This is a genomic window from Burkholderia sp. BCC1208 (assembly GCF_902833095.1).
Lineage (GTDB): Bacteria > Pseudomonadota > Gammaproteobacteria > Burkholderiales > Burkholderiaceae > Burkholderia.
Map to the genome: position 1 here is coordinate 412,597 of NZ_CADFDY010000005.1, position 18,247 is coordinate 430,843.

The 18,247-nt window shown below is 69.2% G+C and carries 13 protein-coding genes; 10 read left to right on the top strand and 3 right to left on the bottom strand.

The features are described 5' to 3' along the window. The first annotated feature begins 28 nt into the window (after positions 1-28). From prpC to HWX09_RS14625, 4 genes are all read left to right on the top strand, one after another. A complete protein-coding gene (prpC, locus tag HWX09_RS14610) occupies positions 29-1,201 on the top strand; it encodes a 2-methylcitrate synthase (RefSeq protein ID WP_027781671.1) in 1,173 nt (390 codons plus the stop codon). Positions 1,202-1,284: 83 nt separating this feature from the next. After that, a complete protein-coding gene (gene acnD, locus HWX09_RS14615) occupies positions 1,285-3,879 on the top strand; it encodes a Fe/S-dependent 2-methylisocitrate dehydratase AcnD (RefSeq protein ID WP_027781670.1) in 2,595 nt (864 codons plus the stop codon). A gap of 24 nt (positions 3,880-3,903) precedes the next feature. Further along, entirely contained in the window at positions 3,904-5,094 is a 1,191-nt protein-coding gene (prpF, locus tag HWX09_RS14620) for a 2-methylaconitate cis-trans isomerase PrpF (protein ID WP_027781669.1), read from the top strand. 194 nt (positions 5,095-5,288) lie between these two features. Beyond that, positions 5,289-6,341 (top strand): CaiB/BaiF CoA-transferase family protein, encoded by a 1,053-nt coding sequence (locus HWX09_RS14625; protein WP_027781668.1) that lies wholly within the window; start codon positions 5,289-5,291, stop codon positions 6,339-6,341. Positions 6,342-6,399: 58 nt separating this feature from the next. On the opposite strand, the gene HWX09_RS14630 is transcribed toward HWX09_RS14625, so the two are convergent. Then, the gene (locus tag HWX09_RS14630; protein WP_027781667.1) at positions 6,400-6,843 is read right to left on the bottom strand and encodes a PaaI family thioesterase; all 444 of its coding nucleotides are present in this window, start codon (positions 6,841-6,843) and stop codon (positions 6,400-6,402) included. 279 nt (positions 6,844-7,122) lie between these two features. Here HWX09_RS14630 and HWX09_RS14635 point away from each other — a divergent pair, with 279 nt between their 5' ends. Then, positions 7,123-8,742, top strand: a complete 1,620-nt coding sequence (locus HWX09_RS14635; RefSeq protein ID WP_027781666.1) for a methyl-accepting chemotaxis protein — start codon at positions 7,123-7,125, stop codon at positions 8,740-8,742. Here HWX09_RS14635 and HWX09_RS14640 read toward each other — a convergent pair. Beyond that, the gene (locus HWX09_RS14640) at positions 8,715-9,824 is read right to left on the bottom strand and encodes an AGE family epimerase/isomerase (protein ID WP_027781665.1); all 1,110 of its coding nucleotides are present in this window, start codon (positions 9,822-9,824) and stop codon (positions 8,715-8,717) included. The two genes, HWX09_RS14635 and HWX09_RS14640, sit on opposite strands and share 28 nt — an antisense overlap. A 114-nt stretch (positions 9,825-9,938) precedes the next feature. Between HWX09_RS14640 and HWX09_RS14645 the strand changes: the two genes are divergently transcribed. The 4 genes from HWX09_RS14645 to HWX09_RS14660 all read left to right on the top strand — a co-directional run bounded on the left by HWX09_RS14645 (position 9,939) and on the right by HWX09_RS14660 (position 13,095). Beyond that, positions 9,939-10,637, top strand: a complete 699-nt coding sequence (locus HWX09_RS14645) for an MgtC/SapB family protein (RefSeq protein WP_027781664.1) — start codon at positions 9,939-9,941, stop codon at positions 10,635-10,637. Between the two features lie 92 nt (positions 10,638-10,729). Beyond that, positions 10,730-12,100, top strand: coding sequence for a hypothetical protein (locus HWX09_RS14650; protein ID WP_027781663.1), 1,371 nt, complete (start codon positions 10,730-10,732; stop codon positions 12,098-12,100). A gap of 175 nt (positions 12,101-12,275) precedes the next feature. Next, complete coding sequence (locus HWX09_RS14655; RefSeq protein ID WP_011548928.1) at positions 12,276-12,431, top strand: hypothetical protein; 156 nt, start codon at positions 12,276-12,278, stop codon at positions 12,429-12,431. 184 nt (positions 12,432-12,615) lie between these two features. Then, positions 12,616-13,095 (top strand): GNAT family N-acetyltransferase, encoded by a 480-nt coding sequence (locus HWX09_RS14660; protein WP_027781662.1) that lies wholly within the window; start codon positions 12,616-12,618, stop codon positions 13,093-13,095. Between the two features lie 150 nt (positions 13,096-13,245). Here the strand turns inward: HWX09_RS14660 and HWX09_RS14665 are convergent, their stop codons facing one another. Next, positions 13,246-16,278, bottom strand: a complete 3,033-nt coding sequence (locus HWX09_RS14665; RefSeq protein ID WP_080681194.1) for a heavy metal translocating P-type ATPase — start codon at positions 16,276-16,278, stop codon at positions 13,246-13,248. A 484-nt stretch (positions 16,279-16,762) separates the two neighbouring features. On the opposite strand from HWX09_RS14665, the gene HWX09_RS14670 reads away from it, so the two are divergent. Beyond that, positions 16,763-18,199 carry a DUF1254 domain-containing protein gene (locus HWX09_RS14670; RefSeq protein ID WP_027781660.1) on the top strand — a complete coding sequence of 479 codons (1,437 nt, stop codon included), beginning with the start codon at positions 16,763-16,765 and terminating at the stop codon, positions 18,197-18,199. Positions 18,200-18,247: the final 48 nt, after the last annotated feature.

Genomic DNA, 18,247 nt, shown 5'->3' on the forward strand with positions numbered 1-18,247 from the left:
CCCCCGATACCCATTGGAGAAGGAAAACATGAGCGAGACGAAAGACGCAGCAGCACCGGCCGCCGCAGGCGCATTCAAGCCGAAGAAGTCGGTGGCGCTGTCGGGCGTGACGGCCGGCAACACCGCGCTGTGCACGGTCGGCAAGACCGGCAACGACCTGCACTATCGCGGCTACGACATTCTCGACGTCGCCGAATCGTGCGAATTCGAGGAAATCGCGCATCTGCTCGTGCACGGCACGCTGCCGAACATGACCGAACTGGCCGCCTACAAGACCAAGCTGCGCGCGCTGCGCGGCCTGCCGAGCGCACTGAAGGCCGCACTCGAACAGATTCCGGCGTCGGCCCACCCGATGGACGTGATGCGCACGGGCGTGTCGGTGCTCGGCACCGTGCTGCCGGAGAAGGACGACCACAACCTGCCGGGCGCGCGCGACATCGCCGATCGCCTGATGGCGTCGCTCGGCTCGATGCTGCTGTACTGGTATCACTTCTCGCACAACGGCAAGCGCATCGAGACGGAAACCGACGACGACTCGATCGGCGGCCATTTCCTGCACCTGCTGCACGGCAAGACGCCGTCGAAATCGTGGGTCGAGGCGATGCACACGTCGCTGATCCTGTACGCGGAGCACGAATTCAACGCGTCGACGTTCACGGGCCGCGTGATCGCGGGCACGGGCTCGGACATCTACTCGGCGATCACCGGCGCGATCGGCGCGCTGCGCGGGCCGAAGCACGGCGGCGCGAACGAAGTCGCGTATGAAATCCAGAGCCGCTACAGCTCGCCGGACGACGCCGAAGCCGACATCCGCCGCCGCGTCGAGAACAAGGAAGTCGTGATCGGCTTCGGCCACCCGGTCTACACGATCTCCGATCCGCGCAACAAGGTGATCAAGGGCGTCGCGCACAAGCTGTCGAAGGAAGCGGGCGACCTGAAGCTGTACGGCATCGCCGAGCGCCTCGAAGCGGTGATGTGGGACGCGAAGAAGATGTTCCCGAACCTCGACTGGTTCAGCGCGGTGTCGTATCACATGATGGGCGTGCCGACCGCGATGTTCACGCCGCTGTTCGTGATCTCGCGCACGTCGGGCTGGAGCGCGCACATCATCGAGCAACGCATCGACAACAAGATCATTCGCCCGAGCGCGAACTACACGGGCCCGGAAGACCTGCAGTTCGTGCCGATCGAGAAGCGTTGAAACGCCTGTCGCGCGCACCGGCGCCCGTGATGCGGGCGGCCTGCGCGCGCGGCACGTCATCCCCCGAATTCCCGCCCCACATCATGAATACCGCCAACCGCAAACCCCTGCCCGGCACGTCGCTGGACTATTTCGACGCGCGTGCCGCGGTCGACGCGATCGCGCCCGGCGCCTACGACACGCTGCCGTACACGTCGCGCGTGCTCGCCGAAAACCTCGTGCGCCGCTGCGATCCGGCGATCCTCGCCGAGTCGCTGAAGCAGATCATCGAGCGCAAGCGCGAACGCGATTTTCCGTGGTTCCCGGCGCGTGTGGTGTGCCACGACATCCTCGGGCAGACGGCGCTCGTCGATCTCGCCGGCCTGCGCGACGCGATCGCGGACGGCGGCGGCGATCCGGCGAAGGTGAACCCGGTCGTGCCGGTGCAATTGATCGTCGACCACTCGCTCGCCGTCGAATGCGGCGGCTTCGATCCGGACGCGTTCGCGAAGAACCGCGCGATCGAGGATCGCCGCAACGAGGATCGCTTCCACTTCATCGAGTGGACGAAGAAGGCGTTCGAGAACGTCGACGTGATCCCGCCGGGCAACGGCATCATGCACCAGATCAATCTCGAGAAGATGTCGCCGGTGATCCAGGCGCAGGACGGCGTCGCGTATCCGGACACCTGCGTCGGCACCGACAGCCACACGCCGCACGTCGACGCGCTCGGCGTGATCGCGATCGGCGTCGGCGGGCTCGAAGCCGAGAACGTGATGCTCGGCCGCGCGTCGTGGATGCGCCTGCCGGACATCGTCGGCGTCGAGCTGACCGGCAAGCGCCAGCCCGGCATCACCGCGACCGACGTGGTGCTCGCGCTGACCGAGTTCCTGCGCAAGGAAAAGGTGGTCGGCGCGTACCTCGAGTTCCGCGGCGAAGGCGCGGCGAGCCTGACGCTCGGCGATCGCGCGACGATCTCGAACATGGCGCCTGAATACGGCGCGACGGCCGCGATGTTCTTCATCGACGGCCAGACGATCGACTACCTGCGCCTCACCGGCCGCAGCGACGAGCAGGTGAAGCTCGTCGAGACCTACGCGAAGGCGGCCGGACTGTGGGCCGATACGCTGGCCCACGCGCAATACGAGCGCACGCTGACGTTCGACCTGTCGAGCGTCGTGCGCAACATGGCCGGCCCGTCGAACCCGCACAAGCGGCTGCCGACGTCCGATCTGGCCGCGCGCGGGATCGCCGGCCGGTGGGAAGAGAAGCCGGGCGAGATGCCCGACGGCGCGGTGATCATCGCCGCGATCACGAGCTGCACGAACACCAGCAACCCGCGCAACGTGATCGCGGCGGCCTTGCTCGCGCGCAACGCGAATGCGAAGGGCCTCACGCGCAAGCCGTGGGTGAAGAGCTCGCTCGCGCCGGGCTCGAAGGCGGTCGAGCTGTATCTGGAAGAAGCGAACCTGCTGCCCGAACTCGAGAAGCTCGGCTTCGGCATCGTCGCGTTCGCGTGCACGACCTGCAACGGGATGTCGGGCGCGCTCGATCCGAAGATCCAGCAGGAGATCGTCGATCGCGACCTGTACGCGACGGCCGTGCTGTCCGGCAACCGCAACTTCGACGGCCGCATTCATCCCTATGCGAAGCAGGCGTTCCTCGCGTCGCCGCCGCTCGTGGTCGCGTATGCGATCGCCGGCACGATCCGCTTCGACATCGAGCAGGACGTGCTCGGTCACGGCCCCGACGGGCAGCCCGTCACGCTGAAGGACATCTGGCCGACCGACGAGGAGATCGATGCGATCGTCGCGTCGAGCGTGAAGCCCGAGCAGTTCCGCAAGGTCTACGAGCCGATGTTCGCGCGCAGCGCCGACGCGGGCGAGCGCGCGGCGCCGCTCTACGACTGGCGCGCGCAGAGCACGTACATCCGCCGTCCGCCGTACTGGGAAGGCGCGCTTGCCGGCGAGCGCACGTTGAAGGGCATGCGCCCGCTCGCGGTGCTCGGCGACAACATCACGACCGACCACCTGTCGCCGTCGAACGCGATCCTGCTGGACAGCGCGGCCGGCGAGTACCTCGCGAAGATGGGCCTGCCGGAAGAAGACTTCAACTCGTACGCGACGCACCGGGGAGACCACCTGACCGCGCAGCGCGCGACCTTCGCGAATCCGACGCTGATCAACGAGATGGCGGTGGTCGACGGCGCGGTGAAGAAGGGCTCGCTCGCGCGCGTCGAGCCGGAAGGCAAGGTCATGCGGATGTGGGAAGCGATCGAGACGTACATGAATCGCAAGCAGCCGCTGATCGTCGTGGCCGGCGCCGACTACGGCCAGGGCTCGTCGCGCGACTGGGCCGCGAAGGGCGTGCGGCTCGCGGGCGTCGAGGCGATCGCCGCCGAAGGCTTCGAGCGGATCCACCGCACCAACCTGATCGGGATGGGCGTGCTGCCGCTCGAGTTCAAGCCCGGCACCAACCGGACGACGCTCGGCATCGACGGCACCGAGACCTTCGACGTGATCGGCGAGCGCACGCCGCGCGCCGACCTGACGCTCGTGATTCACCGCAGGAACGGCGAGCGTGTCGAGGTGCCGATGACGTGCCGGCTCGATACGGCCGAGGAAGTGTCGATCTACGAGGCGGGCGGCGTGCTGCAGCGTTTCGCGCAGGACTTCCTCGAATCGTCGCAGGCGGCCTGAACGGCGCACATTGGGAACACAGACATGGCTCACATTCCTCAAATCAGGATTCCCGCCACGTACATGCGCGGCGGCACCAGCAAGGGCGTGTTCTTCCGGCTGCAGGATCTGCCGGATGCCGCGCAGGCGCCCGGCGCCGCGCGCGACGCGCTGCTGCTGCGCGTGATCGGCAGCCCCGATCCGTACGGCAAGCAGATCGACGGGATGGGCGGCGCGACGTCGTCCACCAGCAAGACGGTGATCGTGTCGAAGAGCACGCGGCCGGGCCACGACGTCGACTACCTGTTCGGTCAGGTCGCGATCGACAAGGCATTCGTCGACTGGACCGGCAACTGCGGCAACCTGTCGGCGGCGGTCGGCCCGTTCGCGATCAGCGGCGGGCTCGTCGATCCGGCACGCGTGCCGCGCGACGGCGTCGCGACCGTGCGGATCTGGCAGGCGAACATCGGCAAGACGATCGTTGCTCACGTGCCGATCGTGAACGGCGCGGTGCAGGAAACGGGCGATTTCGAACTGGATGGCGTCACGTTTCCGGCCGCCGAAGTGCAGCTCGAATTCATGGACCCGGCCGCCGAGGAAGAAGGCGCGGGCGGCTCGATGTTCCCGACCGGCAACCTCGTCGACGATCTGGCCGTGCCGGGCGTCGGCACGCTGAAGGCGACGATGATCAACGCGGGTATCCCGACGATCTTCGTCGAGGCGGAAGCGATCGGCTATACGGGCACGGAGTTGCAGGACGCGATCAACGGCGACGCGAAGGCGCTCGAGAAGTTCGAGACGATCCGCGCGCACGGTGCGTTGCGGATGGGCTTGATCGACACGCTCGACGAAATCGCGACGCGGCAGCACACGCCGAAGATCGCGTTCGTCGCGAAGCCGGCCGACTACGTCGCGTCGAGCGGCAAGCACGTGAAGGCGGGCGACGTCGACCTGCTGGTGCGCGCGATGTCGATGGGCAAGCTGCATCACGCGATGATGGGCACGGCGGCGGTCGCGATCGGCACGGCCGCGGCGATCCCCGGCACGCTCGTCAATCTTGCGGCGGGCGGCGGCGAACGCAACGCGGTGCGCTTCGGGCATCCGTCGGGCACGCTGCGCGTCGGCGCGGAGGCGCGGCACGAGAACGGCGAGTGGAGCGTCACGAAGGCGATCATGAGCCGCAGCGCGCGCGTGTTGATGGAAGGCTGGGTGCGGGTGCCGGGGGATGCGTTCTGATGCATGACGGTTCGTGCGTGCGGCGTGGCGCAACCGAACCTTGGGCCGATCCCTGCGAAGTGAATCCGCTGCGCAGGGATTTTTGTTTGCTGGGTGCGCGGCGGAAGCCATTCGATGACCAAGGCATCGAACCGACGCGCTGACGCAGGTCGACCGCGAATCACGGGGCCTGTGCAAGTCGACAGGAGAATCGCATGTCACTCGCCGCGCCGCTTTCCGGCATCCACATCGTCGAATTCGAAGGTCTCGGCCCCGGCCCGCTCGCGGGCTGGATGCTCGCCGGAATGGGCGCGCGCATCACGCTGGTCGCACGCCCGTCCGGCCGCACCAGCGCGCCGGACGCGCTGCGGGCCCGCGACGGCGACCTGCTGCGCGAAGGCAAGACGATCGTCGAACTCGATCTGAAGGCGCCCGCCGGCCGCGACGCCGCGCTCGACTTGATCGCGCGGGCCGATGCGCTGATCGAGGGGCTGCGGCCCGGCGTGATGGAGCGGCTCGGCCTCGGGCCCGACGCTTGCGCGCGCCGCAATCCGAAGCTCGTCTACGGACGCATGACGGGCTGGGGCCAGCACGGCCCGCTCGCGGCCGCGGCCGGGCACGACCTGAACTACGTCGCGCTGACCGGGCTGCTGTCGCTGTCCGCGCCGCGCGACGGCCGGCCGGGCGTGCCGCCGACCGTCGTCGGCGATGCGGGCGGCGCGCTTGGGCTCGCATTCGGGATCGTCTGTGCGTTGCTCGACGTGCGCGGCGGCGGGCCGGGGCGCGTGGTCGACGGCGCGATCGTCGATATCGTGTCGATGCTCGGGTCGCTCGCGTTGTGGGCACGCGCGAACGGGCAGCTCGGCGGCACGCAGCCGAGCCTGTTCCACGACGCGCCGTTCTACGACGTGTATCGCTGCGCGGACGGCGAATGCGTGACGATCGGCGCGCTCGAGCCGCCGTTCTATGCGCTGCTGGTCGAACGGCTCGGGCTGACCGACGTCGATCCCGCGTCGCAGTACGATCGGGCGCGCTGGCCCGCGCTGAAGGCGCGTTTCGCGGAAGTGTTCGCGCAGCAGCCGTCCGCGCACTGGCGCGCGCTGCTCGAAGGCACCGACGCGTGTTTCGCGCCGGTGCTGAGCGTGGCCGACGCGGCCGTGCATCCGCACAACGCGGCACGCGGAATCTATCGGACGGATGAGCACGGGAACGTGCGGGCGCGGGTGGCGCCGCGGTTTTTGCCGCTGACGGGGGACGACGCGGCCTAGCGGCGCGACGCGGGCGTCAAGCGGCCGCGATATCGTGCGCGGGCCGCTCGGGCCGTTCTCACGCCGTTTCTTCCGGCCTGTCCGGCACCTTGCCGTCGCCGACGCGATTGATCGTGCCTTGCGCGATCGCGACGAGCCGCTCGTGATCGCCGTCGATGACGAACACGTGACACTGGCACGTCGCCTGGTGCCGGCCCGCGTAGACGAGCTTCGCGCGGGCGACGAGCGTGCCGTTCACGGCCGGCCGCAGGTAGTTGATCTTGTATTCGGCGGTGATCACGCGCGGGCCGAGCACGAGCGCGCCGGCGAACGTCAGCGCGTTGTCCGCGAGATAGCTGATGACGCCGCCGTGCACGAAGCCGTGCTGCTGCCGCAGTTCCTCGCGCACGGGCAGACACAGCGACACTTCGTTGTCGCCGATATGCATCAGCTGCGTGCCCAGCAGCATGCTGAACGGTTGCGCGCGCAATGCCCCGCGCGCGTGGTCCGTGATGTCGGTCATTGAACTTCCTTAGAAATGAGTGCCCGCTTGCGCTGAACTCTAGGAAGGGGGCTTCGGATAAGCAAGGAAATTCGTCCGCGTTTCGGGCAAATTCCGGTGCGATGCGACGCGATTATTGCGTCGAATACCCAAGATCTCCGCGTTTGCGGGCGATTCGGCGCGAATGCGCGCGCGAACCGAGCGATTGACCTGCGTTGCCGGCAATCCGCCTAAAGTCCGACGAAGAAATGCCGCTAATGCCGGGGCATCGCCTCATCGTCCGCTCTCCAGGAATCCCCCATGTTCGGAAAAATCAAGCTCGCGTCGGGTCTGCTCGGCGTGTTGACCGTGTTCTGCCTCTTCCTGCTTGCAATCGAAGCGCTCGGCTTCTGGACGCTCGCGTCGACGCGCAGCGGCGTCGACGATCTGTCGAACGTCGCGATCGCGCAGGTCGGCGCGGCCAGCCGGGCGACCGAGCAACTGCTCGACGCGCGCATCAACCTGTCGCGTGCCGGCACGCGGATGGTGCGCGGCGGCCCGAAGCCCGAGGACATCATCCGCCATGCGGGCGCGTCGCTCGCGGAAGCGGACAAGGCGTTCGCCGTGCTGACGGCCGCGCAGCCGGTCGACGATACCAACCGCGCGCGTGTCGCGGCGCTCACCGAGCGCTATCGTGCGCTGCGCGGCGCGCTGGGCGAACTCGTGCAGTTTCTCGACGCCGACAACATCCAGGCGTTCCTCGACCAGCCGACCCAGGGCTTCCAGGACAAGTACATCGCCGAGCTGCATCGCTTCACCGACTATGGCGGCACCTCGAGCCGCGCGGCGCTCGACACGATCGACGGCGGCATGCTGTGGTTCAAGTCGGTCGGCATCGTGCTGCTGGTGGCGATGCTCGCGGCGAGCGCCGCGATCTACGCGGCCGCGCGGCGTGCGGTCGTCGCGCCGCTGGAGCAGGCCGGCCGCCATTTCGAGCGGATCGCGCAGGGCCGTCTCGACGAAGCCGTGCAGGCGGGCGGCGTGTTCGAGATCGACCGGATGCTGCGCGGCCTCGCCACGATGCAGACGAGCATCGCGGGCACCGTGCGCACGGTGCGCCACGCGTCCGATGCGATCCACCTCGGCGCGGGCGAGATCGCCGGCGGCAACGCCGATCTGTCGGCGCGCACGGGCACGCAGGCTGCTTCGCTCGAGGAAACCGCCGCGAGCATGGAGGAACTGACCGCGACCGTCCGGCAGAACACCGACAGCGCCCGTGCGGCAAGCGCGCTGGCCGACGCGGCGCTCGAAGCGACGAGCCACGGCGGCGGTGTGGTCGACAGCGTGATCGACCGGATGCGCGGCATCGCGCAGAGCTCGGGGCGGATCGCGGAAATCATCTCGGTGATCGACGGCATCGCGTTCCAGACCAACATTCTCGCGCTGAACGCGGCGGTCGAGGCCGCGCGGGCCGGCGAACAGGGGCGCGGCTTCGCGGTGGTCGCGGGCGAAGTGCGTTCGCTCGCGCAGCGCAGCGCGCAATCGGCGAAGGAGATCAAGGCGCTGATCGAGGATTCGGTCGCGCAGATCAACGGCGGCGCGGAGCTCGTCGAGCGCGCCGGCGACGCGATGCGCACGGTGTCGGCGTCGATCACGCGGGTCGTGCAGACGATGTCGGAGATCACGGCGGCGTCGGTCGAGCAGAGCGTCGGGATCGAGCAGGTGAACCAGGCCGTCACGCAGATGGATCAGCTCACGCAGCAGAACGCGGCGCTGGTCGAGGAAGTCGCGGCGGCCGCTGCGTCACTGAACGACCAGACCGCGCACCTGATGCAGGCGGTGTCGGTGTTCGAACTGGGCGATGGACGCGCCGCACGCGGCGAACGCGCGGCGCCGTCGTTCGCCGATGCGGGTTACGCGCCGACCGGCAGCGCCGCGTAGGCAGTCGCGAGGTGGTAGGGCGTCGTCGACGGCATGTCGGCGCGCGACACCTGGCCGTCCGCCGTCTTGCACTCGAACCAGCCGCGCGGATGCAGGAAGCGCGCGGCGAAGCGCTCGATTTGCCGCGCGAGCGGTGCCGAGGCCGGCGTGCCGCCGTGCGTCGCGAGCGCGCGCAGGTATTCGGTCTGCGCCCAGATCCGCTGCGTGCCGTCGATGCATGCGCCTTGCGCGTCGAGCGCCGCGCAGACGCCGCCCGTTTGCGCATCGACGCCGTATTGCTCGGCGAACGCGAACGCGCGCGACAGCGCGGCGGGGAGCCCGGTTTGCGCGAGCTGCGCGCCGGCCGCGTCGACCAGATAGAACCACTCGAACTGATGGCCGGGCTCGAAACGGTTGTCGGCCGCCCCGAGCGGCAACTCGGCCACGCAGCCGGTCGCCGCATCAACGAACGTGTGCTCGACGGCCTGCGCGGTGCGCGCGAGCGCATCGTCGAACGCCGGGTCGCCGAATGCATCGGCGGCCGCGAGCCACGCTTCGGTCAGATGCATCAGCGGATTCTGCAGCGCACCGCTGCCGGATGACGAGAAATCGGCGTGGCGCGCGGCATCGAGCAGCGCGTCGCCGTGGCGCGGCGCGAAGCGGTCCTGGATCAGCGCGGCGGTTTCTTCCGCCACCGTCCGCGCGGCGGCGTCGCGCGACGCCGCATGCCATGCGGCGCACGCGAACACGATGAACGCGTGCGTATAGAGATCCTTGGTCGTATCGAGCGGCGCGCCCTGCGCGTCGACGCTGTAGATCCAGCCGCCGTGGCGCGGGTCGCGAAAGTGCCGGCACAGCGCATCGAACAGCGTGGCCGCATGCGCGGTGTCGCCGGCCTGCGCGAACACGAACAGTTGCCTCGCGCACGCCATTGCGCGATAACGGGTCACGGGCAGCGGCGCGTGGGTGGCCGGATCGACGGCCTCGAACGGCAGTTGCAAGGCTGAGTCGAACCCTGAACCCCGCCAGATCGGCAAGACGACGTGCGCGAAATGGTGGCGCAGTTGGGCGGCCTGAGCGGAAGCGGAGTCGGAAACGGACATGGCGGGGTTGAGCGCTTGGATCGAAACGTATCGGCGGGCCCGGAGAATCGGCGCGGCCGGGGCCAAGGATAAAACATTCCGCGCGGCCGGCACCAAAAAAAGGAGAGAAATCGGATGCTCAGCAACCTGGAACTCGTGATGCGGCTCGTTCTCGCGGCGGCGCTCGGCAGCGTCATCGGCTTCGAGCGCGAGCGCCTGTCGTGGGCGGCCGGCCTGCGCACGCACATGCTGGTGTGCGTCGGCTCGACGCTGATCATGATCGTGTCGGCGTTCGGTTTCGCCGACGTGCTCGGCAGCAGCGACCACGTCGTGCTCGATCCGTCGCGGATCGCCGCGCAGGTCGTGTCGGGCATCGGCTTCCTCGGCGCGGGCTCGATCCTGCTGCGCGGCGAGATCGTGCGCGGGCTGACGACGGCCGCGAGCCTGTGGTCGGTCGCCGCGATCGGCCTCGCGGTGGGCGGCGGGCTCTATGTCGCGTCGATTTCGGCGACGATCATCATCCTGATCATCCTGGCCGGCATCAAGCCGCTGGAGCGGCGTTATTTCACGGTGCGCCAGCGGCGCCAGCTTGCGTTGACGGTTGCGAGCGGCACGCTGACGTTCGATTCGCTGCACGCGGCGCTCGGTCCCGACAGTGCGCGCGTGAAGCAGTTCATCGTGCAGCGCGCCGACGACACGGGCGAGCAGGACGAGGTGCGCATCGCGCTGGCGCGGGTGTCGGAACTCGAATACAAGGCGATCTGCGACAAGCTGCGCGCACTGCCGGGCGTCACGCGTTTCGACGACGGGAGCGGGTTCGCGGGCGACGAATAGCGTGAATCGATTGCGGGGCGTGCGACAATGGCCGACCACCGATTCCGTTCGACATCCGGGTTCGCGCCTGCGGGCCCCGCTATCCGATTTCCATGACCGAATCCGTTTCCACGCCACGCTCCCGTTCCCGTTCCACCCGTTCGTCGGCCCGTTCGCGCCAGCGCTCGGCCGCTGCCGCAGGCAGCACGTCCGCAAGGGCGACGGCACGATCCGGCGGGGCACCGGCCGGCGACGGCCCGCGCGACGAACGGACGCTCGACCTGTTCGGCGATCCGGTGCTGGAGCCGGGCGAGCGCATGCCGGTTGCGGCGCGCGATGAAGCGGTCGACGAAGCCGATGCGGCGGCCGGTGCCGACGACGGGCGACAAGCCACGCTCGACGGTTTCATCCCGCCTGCGGATGCGGTTGCGGCAACGCATGCTGAAACCGAAGGTACGGCGGCGACGGATAGGGAGATCGCGGCCGTTTCGACGCCTGAACGCGATATGGCCGCGATCGTCGATGGCGCATCTGCAGCGGGTCTTGCAACGAAGGCAGCCGATTTGCCGGCGGGCGATGGCGGCGTTACGCGGATCGATGTGCCCGGGGGTGACGACGCCGCGAACGCGGAGACGAAGCGGCAAGCCGCCGATGGCGCCGTGACGCTGGCGGCGGAATCGCAAGTGGCAGATGGCGAAGTCGCGCAGCCTGTCGTCGAGGCGGCAGTCGTCAAATCCCGCGAAGGGAAATCTTCGGGCGACGCGGTGAAGGAGCGCCGCTCGTCGTCGGGCGGCAAGCGCCGGGCGGCTGCCGGACCCAACGAAGCGACGGCGACGCAAACCGTATCGGTTGCGACGAGCGTCGACTCGAAGCCGGAAGCGGTTGAATCGAACCCGCCGCCCGCCGCCGCGCCGGTCGAGCCGCACACGCCGGCACAGTCGGCAGGGTCGGCACCTTCGCCCGAACCGGCGATCGCCCCGCCTTCCACGAAGCCCCGCGACACGGCCCGGCAGCCCGACGCTTCGCCGTCGCCGGTTGCGCAGCCGGTGGCATCCGCCGCGTCGTTCGTGACCAAGCCGTCGTCGGAGCGTACCCAACCGGCCGCGCCAGCCTTCGATCCGGACACGCACCTGAGCCCGCTGACCGACCGGCTCGCCGTGCTGCAGTCCGACGTGGACGGCCTGACGCGCACGGCCGATCGCGAGATGCGCCGCGTCAACCGTTTACTGCTCGCGCTGGCTGTCGTCGTGCTGGCGGGGCTCGTCGCGCTGGTGCTGCAAACGCGGCAGATCGCGCACCTGAAGCAGGACGTGGCGACCAAGCAGCAACGGATCGATCGCCTCGCGGCCGATCTGTCGACGCAGCAGGCCACGCTGATGACGCTCGAGGAGCACCACGAAGCGCTGCTGTCGCAAGTCGACCGACTTCAGCGCAACGCGAACCGCGAGGCGGCCGTCGCGAAGCGGGTTCGTCGCACGCGTTAATCGTTTCGACCCTATCCTGGGAGCGTGACGGAGCAAGGATCGCGGTTCCGCATCGGTGATCGGCTGTTACGCGCGTGCGGCAAACCGATGCAGCTTACTGGCGGAATTCAGGGAAAACCCTTAAAATGGAGGCGATTTAAGGGAAAACCCTAGTCCTATCTGTCAGGAGTCTCACATGAGCTTCATCTTCGCCCTGCTGCAAAAAATCGACGACCTGTTCGTGTCCCCGCACCTGCCGCTCGACGCCGAATACTCGTACGCCGCACGTCACGCCGAAGCCGAGCGCGTGCGCCGTGCCAACCTCGTGCCGATCGTTCTGTATCGTCGCTGATTCGCTGATTCGCTGATTCGCTGATTCGCTGATTCGCTGATTCGCTGATTCGCTGATTCGCTGATTCGCTGATTCGGCGCGGCGTCCGCCGCACCTGCCTGCCCGTTTTTCCACCGCCGCATCGCGCGCCGGTGCGACCGTCCCGCTACACTGGAAGTCCGATTCCGTTCACGGCGACCGGGCCATGCTGCAGATGCGGCCGATGACGGCCGGCGAATTCCACGCGTACCGCACGCGAGCCATCGACGGCTACGCGCGCGATCTCGTTTCCTCCGGACAAAATGCTGTCGAAGCCGCGGCCGATCGTGCGCGCGCCTGTTTCGACACGCTGCTGCCGGACGGCCTGCTGAGCGCCGGCCAGACCCTCGTCACGCTCATCGACGGCGCCAGCGGCGACCCGGTGGGCGACCTCTGGTACGCGATCGTCCCCGAAGGGCCGAACCGCACACTGTTCATCTACGACCTCGACATCGTCCCGTCCCGGCGTCGCCAGGGCTGGGCCACGCGCGCGCTCGATGCGCTCGACGCCGAGGCGCGCCGGTACGGCGTCACCGAGATCGGGTTGTCGGTGTTCAACCACAACGCGGCGGCGCGTGCGCTGTATCGCGCGTGCGGCTTCGCGCCGATCACCACGACGTTGATCAAACCGGTCGTGTCGGACTGAATCCGCTGGCCCGCGATGCGGCGTGACGGGCTGCCGGTGCGGCATGCCGGGTAGCCGACCAACGTCGGCACGCCTACCGATCCTTCCTGTTGATCGAGCGTCGAGCGCCGGACGGCCGGTTCGATCATCCGGCATTTACCGCCTGCCGCATCACCGCGCGCGGCCTTTCCATCTCTGCAGCAGCAACGCATTGGTCACGACGCTGACGCTGGAAAACGCCATCGCCGCGCCCGCGATCACCGGGTTCAGCAACCCGAACGCCGCGAGCGGCACGCCGACCAGGTTGTACACGAACGCCCAGAACAGGTTCTGCTGGATCTTGCGGTACGTGCGTCTGGAAATGTCGATCGCGTCGGCGACGAGCGCCGGGTCGCCGCGCATCAGCGTGATGCCGGCCGTGTGCATCGCGACGTCCGTGCCGGTCGCCATCGCGATGCCGACGTCCGCCGCGGCGAGCGCGGGCGCGTCGTTGATCCCGTCGCCGACCATCGCGACGATCCCGCCGTGCGTGCGCTTCAGCTCGGCGACGACGCGTGCCTTGTCGTCGGGCAGGACCTGCGCGTGCACTTCGCCGATGCCGAGCGCCGCCGCGACGGCCGCCGCGCTGCCGCGATTGTCGCCCGTCACGAGTGCGCTCGCGACGCCGCGCGCCGACAACGCCGCGATCGCGTCGCGGGCGCCCGGCTTCACGGTGTCGCCGAATGCGATCAGCGCGAGCACCGCGCGCGGCGCATCGGCACGCATCAGCCACGAGATCGTGTTGCCGGCGCCCTCAAGTTCCGCCGCACGGGCGTCGAGCGCCGGCGGTACCGCGATGCCGAGTTCGTCGCGCCAGCGCGTGCTGCCGAGTGCGAGCTGCTGCCCGCCGACGTGCGCTTCCACGCCGCGCCCGGGCACCGCCCGCGCATCGGTCGCGACGACCGACTCGGCGCCGCCGCCCTGTGCGGCCAGGTCCGCGTCATGCGCGGCGACCACCGCACGCGCGAGCGGATGGTCGCTCTGGCGCTGCACGGCCGCCGCGAGCGCGAGCGCTTCGTCGCGCGGCACGCCGACGGCGTCGAACGCCGTCACGGACGGTTTGCCTTCGGTCAGCGTGCCGGTCTTGTCGAACGCGATCACGGTCGTGCGCTGCGCGAGCTCGAGCGCCTGCGCGTCCTTGATCAGCACGCCGTGCCGGGCCGCGACGCCGGTGCCGGCCATGATCGCGGCGGGCGTCGCGAGGCCGAGCGCGCACGGGCACGCGATCACGAGCACCGCGACCGCGTTGAGGATCGCGGTTTCCGTCCCGGCGCCGGCGATCAGCCAGCCGGCCAGCGTCAGCACGGCGATGCCGAGGATCGCCGGCACGAACACCTCGCTCACGCGATCGACGAGCCGCTGGATCGGCGCCTTCTCGGCCTGCGCGGATTCGACGAGGCGGATGATGCGCGCGAGCGTCGTTTCCGCGCCGATCGCGGTGGTTTCGACGACGAGCGCGCCTTCGCCGTTGATCGAGCCGGCCGTGACGGCGTCGCCGTCGTCCTTCGGCACGGGCAGGCTTTCGCCGGTGATCAACGATTCGTCGATGTGCGAGCGGCCGGTCACGATCCGGCCGTCGACGGGCACGCGCTCGCCCGGCCGGATGCTGACGTGCGTGCCGACGCGCACCTGCGCCAGCGGCACGTCGCGTTCGACGCCGTGCTCGACGACGCGCGCGCGGTCGGGGCGCAGCGCGTTCAGTGCGCGGATTGCCTCGGTGGTCTGGCGCTTCGCGCGCGATTCGAGCCACTTGCCGAAGCGCACGAGCGTGACGATGACGGCCGACGCTTCGAAATACAGATGACCGGGATGCGCGGGATCGCGCAGCAGCACCCACAGGCTCAGCCCGTACGCGGCCGACGTGCCGAGCGCGACGAGCAGATCCATGTTGCCGGTGCGGGCCTTCATCGCATGCCAGGCCGCGCGGTAGAAGCGTGCGCCGAAGCCGAACTGCACGATCGACGCGAGCACGAGCTGGAGCCAGCCGGGCAGCATCCAGTCGATGCCGAACGGCGCGGCGAGCATCGGCGCGACGAGCGGCGCGCTCAGCACGGCGGCCCCGATCACGAGGTTGCGTTCGCGGATCGCTTCGCGGCGCTTGCGTGCGTCGGGGGCCTGCGCGGGGCCGGCCGGTTGTAGGTCGGCACCGGTCGTTTCGCCGGCGGGAAGCGACGCACGGTAGCCGGCCGTGGTGACTGCAGCGATCAGCGTGGCGGCGTCGAGTGCGCCGGCGCCGTGCACCGATGCACTCTCGGTCGCGAGATTGACCGTCGCGCGCGCGACGCCCGGCACGGCGGCCAGCGCTTTTTCGACGCGGCCGGCGCAGGACGCGCAGGTCATGCCGCCGATGTCGAGTTCGACGTCGGCGGCAGCGGACGTGACGGCAGGCGTGGCGACGGCAGCCGGTGTCGCGTCGTAGCCGGCCTGTTTCACCGCGTCGGCGAGCTGCGCGGCGGAAACGCCGGCCGACGTATCGATCGTCGCGCGCTCGGTCGCGAGGTTGACCGATGCGCGCGTGACACCCGGCACCTTGGCGAGCGCCTTCTCGACGCGCGACACGCAGGACGCGCAGGTCATGCCGTCGATATCGAGTTCGATGCTGGCGGGCGGGGCGGTGGTGACGGCCGGTACGGCGGTGTCCGACACCGTCGGCGTCGCACCATAGCCGGCTTGCTTCACGGCATCCGCCAATTGCGCGGCGGAAACGCCGGCCGACGTATCGACCGTCGCGCGTTCGGTCGCGAGGTTTACCGATGCGCGTGTGACGCCGGGCACCTTCGCGAGCGCCTTCTCGACGCGCGACACGCACGACGCGCACGTCATCCCGTCGATATCGAGTTCGATCGTCGCGGCGGCAGCCGGCGCAGGCGGTGTTGCCGCGCGTGGCGCGTTCGCCGAAGGCGTGGCCGAGACGGCTTCGACCGCCGCTTCGCGCACCGCTGCGCGGTAGCCGGCCTCGCGGACGGCGTCGACGAGCCGACCGGGCTCGACCGTCTCCTGCGCGGTGACGGTTGCCGCATGCGCATCGAGATCGACCGCCGCATCGACGACGCCCGGCACGGCGGCCAGCGCGCGCTGCACGCGGCCCGTGCAGCCGCCGCAATGCATGCCGTCGATGCTCAGCTCGATCGTTTGCAGCGCCGCGGAGGCAAGTGGTTCAGTCATGTCGGATTCCCCAAAGGCGCGGTTCGTGCCGCGAATGGTTCCAGTATCAACATTCCCATGATGGTAAGGTCAAGCGCCGGCGACGATGCGACGCATGTCGATGCACACAGGTTGTCACAACATGGAAAGTGAGCGCCCGCCTTCCAGACGGACAGCCGGGCGAGCGTGCCGGGCGTGCGCGTACGCGCTCAGGCGCGGAGCCTGGCGCTCGCGAGGCGATTGAGGGCCGATGCTTCCTGGTCTGTTTCGGTTTTTTGCCGAATCCCGTGAAATATTTCAGATTTTTTGACGGGTTGGCTAGCGTTTTACCCTTTATTCGGCATATTGGGGGATGCCCTTAGGCGCTATGATACCGGCCTGACATCAGCGCCCACCGTTACGAACTGTAGCGAAACGGTCATCCGGGCACGCTGGGGTGCCTTTTTCGCCGTTCACGAGACGAACAGGGCGTTGACTGAAAAGAACGATATTCGGCCAGTAATCGATGATTGAAAACCAGCGAGAATCAGTTTCTCTGCGACGCGCGTGCGCGTCGCTGGCCATTGCGGCGTTGCTTGCAGGATGCGCGTCGCAACCGGACGCGATCCAGCGGAAAACCGGCTGGATGCGTGCGGAAGTCGCCGACTCCTATATCTATGCGTATCCGCTCGTGCTGATGGACGTCGCGAAGGAAGCGGCGACGGGCGGCGACGGCGCGCAACCGGGGCAGGCCCCGCTCAACACGCTGCGCCACGCGGCGGCGCTGCCGCCCGTCGGCGCGGTCAATCCGCCGCTGCCGGGCGTCGACACGCTCGACTCGACCGGCTGGCTCGACGTCGCCGCCGAACCCGTGATCGTCACGCTGCCCGACACGCGCGGCCGCTACTGGGACGCGCGCGCGCTCGACATGTGGACGAACGTACTGTGGTCGTCGTCGAGCGTCGCGACCCGCGGCGCCCGTGGCGCCGGGCGATCGCAAACGATTGCCTTCGCCGCGAAGGACTGGCAGGGCACGCTGCCGAAGGGCGTGCTGCGCGTCGACGTGCCGTCCGCCAATGCGTGGCTCGAAGTGCGGCTGCAGACGAGCGGCGGGCGCGACCTGACGAACGTGAAGAAACTGCAGCGTGCGATCCGCGTGGTGCCGCTGTCGGTCTACACGGGCGCCGAGCGCGGCGCGTCGGTCGCGGTCCATGCGGGCAGCGCGCCGTCCGAAGCGGTGGGCGGCGGCACGCCGGCCGAGCAGGTGGCCGCGCTCGACCCGAAGGCGTTCTTCACGCGTTTCGCGCAGGCGCTGCAGGACAATCCGGCGCCGGCCGACGACGCGCACGCACAGGAATCGCTCGGCGACATCGGCGTGACGGCCGGCTACCCGGTGCTGTGGACGGGCGACCGTCTCACGGCCGCGACGGCCGGCGTTGCCGAGGCGCGTGCGCGGCTCGCGACGCCGCCGTCGAACCTGCTGAGCGCGAACGGCTGGAACTGGATCGGCGACACGGCCGGCAAGTACGGCCAGGACTACGCGCTGCGCGCGTACGCGGCCTACACGCAGTTCGGCACCGCGACGCGCGACGACGAGACGCTCGCGATCACCCGCGTCGACAGCGACGGCCATTCGCTGAACGGCGCGAACCGCTACGTGCTGCATTTCGCGCCGGGCGCACTGCCGCCGGTGCGCGCGTTCTGGACGCTCACGCCGTACACGACCAACGGCGCGCTGCCCGACGTCGGGTCGGCGCGCCGCTCGCTCGGCGATCGCGACCGGCTGCGCCGCAACCGCGACGGCTCGGTCGACATCGTCGTGTCGGTGTCGCCGGGCGGCGCGCATGCGGCCAACTGGCTGCCGGCGCCGCGTACCGATTTCGCGCTCGCGTTGCGCCTGTACGCGCCGAAGCCGCAGGCGAGCGACGGATCGTGGATGCCGCCCGCCGTCGTCCGGAAATGAACGGTTGAGCGCCGCCGTTGTCCGACCGGCGGGCGCGGCGGCGGCGCC

Coding starts and splice junctions, on each gene's coding strand:
- prpC (WP_027781671.1), top strand. CDS start 29: ATGAGCGAGACGAAAGACGCAGCAGCACCGGCCGCCGCAGGCGCATTC.
- acnD (WP_027781670.1), top strand. CDS start 1,285: ATGAATACCGCCAACCGCAAACCCCTGCCCGGCACGTCGCTGGACTAT.
- prpF (WP_027781669.1), top strand. CDS start 3,904: ATGGCTCACATTCCTCAAATCAGGATTCCCGCCACGTACATGCGCGGC.
- HWX09_RS14625 (WP_027781668.1), top strand. CDS start 5,289: ATGTCACTCGCCGCGCCGCTTTCCGGCATCCACATCGTCGAATTCGAA.
- HWX09_RS14630 (WP_027781667.1), bottom strand. CDS start 6,843: ATGACCGACATCACGGACCACGCGCGCGGGGCATTGCGCGCGCAACCG.
- HWX09_RS14635 (WP_027781666.1), top strand. CDS start 7,123: ATGTTCGGAAAAATCAAGCTCGCGTCGGGTCTGCTCGGCGTGTTGACC.
- HWX09_RS14640 (WP_027781665.1), bottom strand. CDS start 9,824: ATGTCCGTTTCCGACTCCGCTTCCGCTCAGGCCGCCCAACTGCGCCAC.
- HWX09_RS14645 (WP_027781664.1), top strand. CDS start 9,939: ATGCTCAGCAACCTGGAACTCGTGATGCGGCTCGTTCTCGCGGCGGCG.
- HWX09_RS14650 (WP_027781663.1), top strand. CDS start 10,730: ATGACCGAATCCGTTTCCACGCCACGCTCCCGTTCCCGTTCCACCCGT.
- HWX09_RS14655 (WP_011548928.1), top strand. CDS start 12,276: ATGAGCTTCATCTTCGCCCTGCTGCAAAAAATCGACGACCTGTTCGTG.
- HWX09_RS14660 (WP_027781662.1), top strand. CDS start 12,616: ATGCTGCAGATGCGGCCGATGACGGCCGGCGAATTCCACGCGTACCGC.
- HWX09_RS14665 (WP_080681194.1), bottom strand. CDS start 16,278: ATGACTGAACCACTTGCCTCCGCGGCGCTGCAAACGATCGAGCTGAGC.
- HWX09_RS14670 (WP_027781660.1), top strand. CDS start 16,763: ATGATTGAAAACCAGCGAGAATCAGTTTCTCTGCGACGCGCGTGCGCG.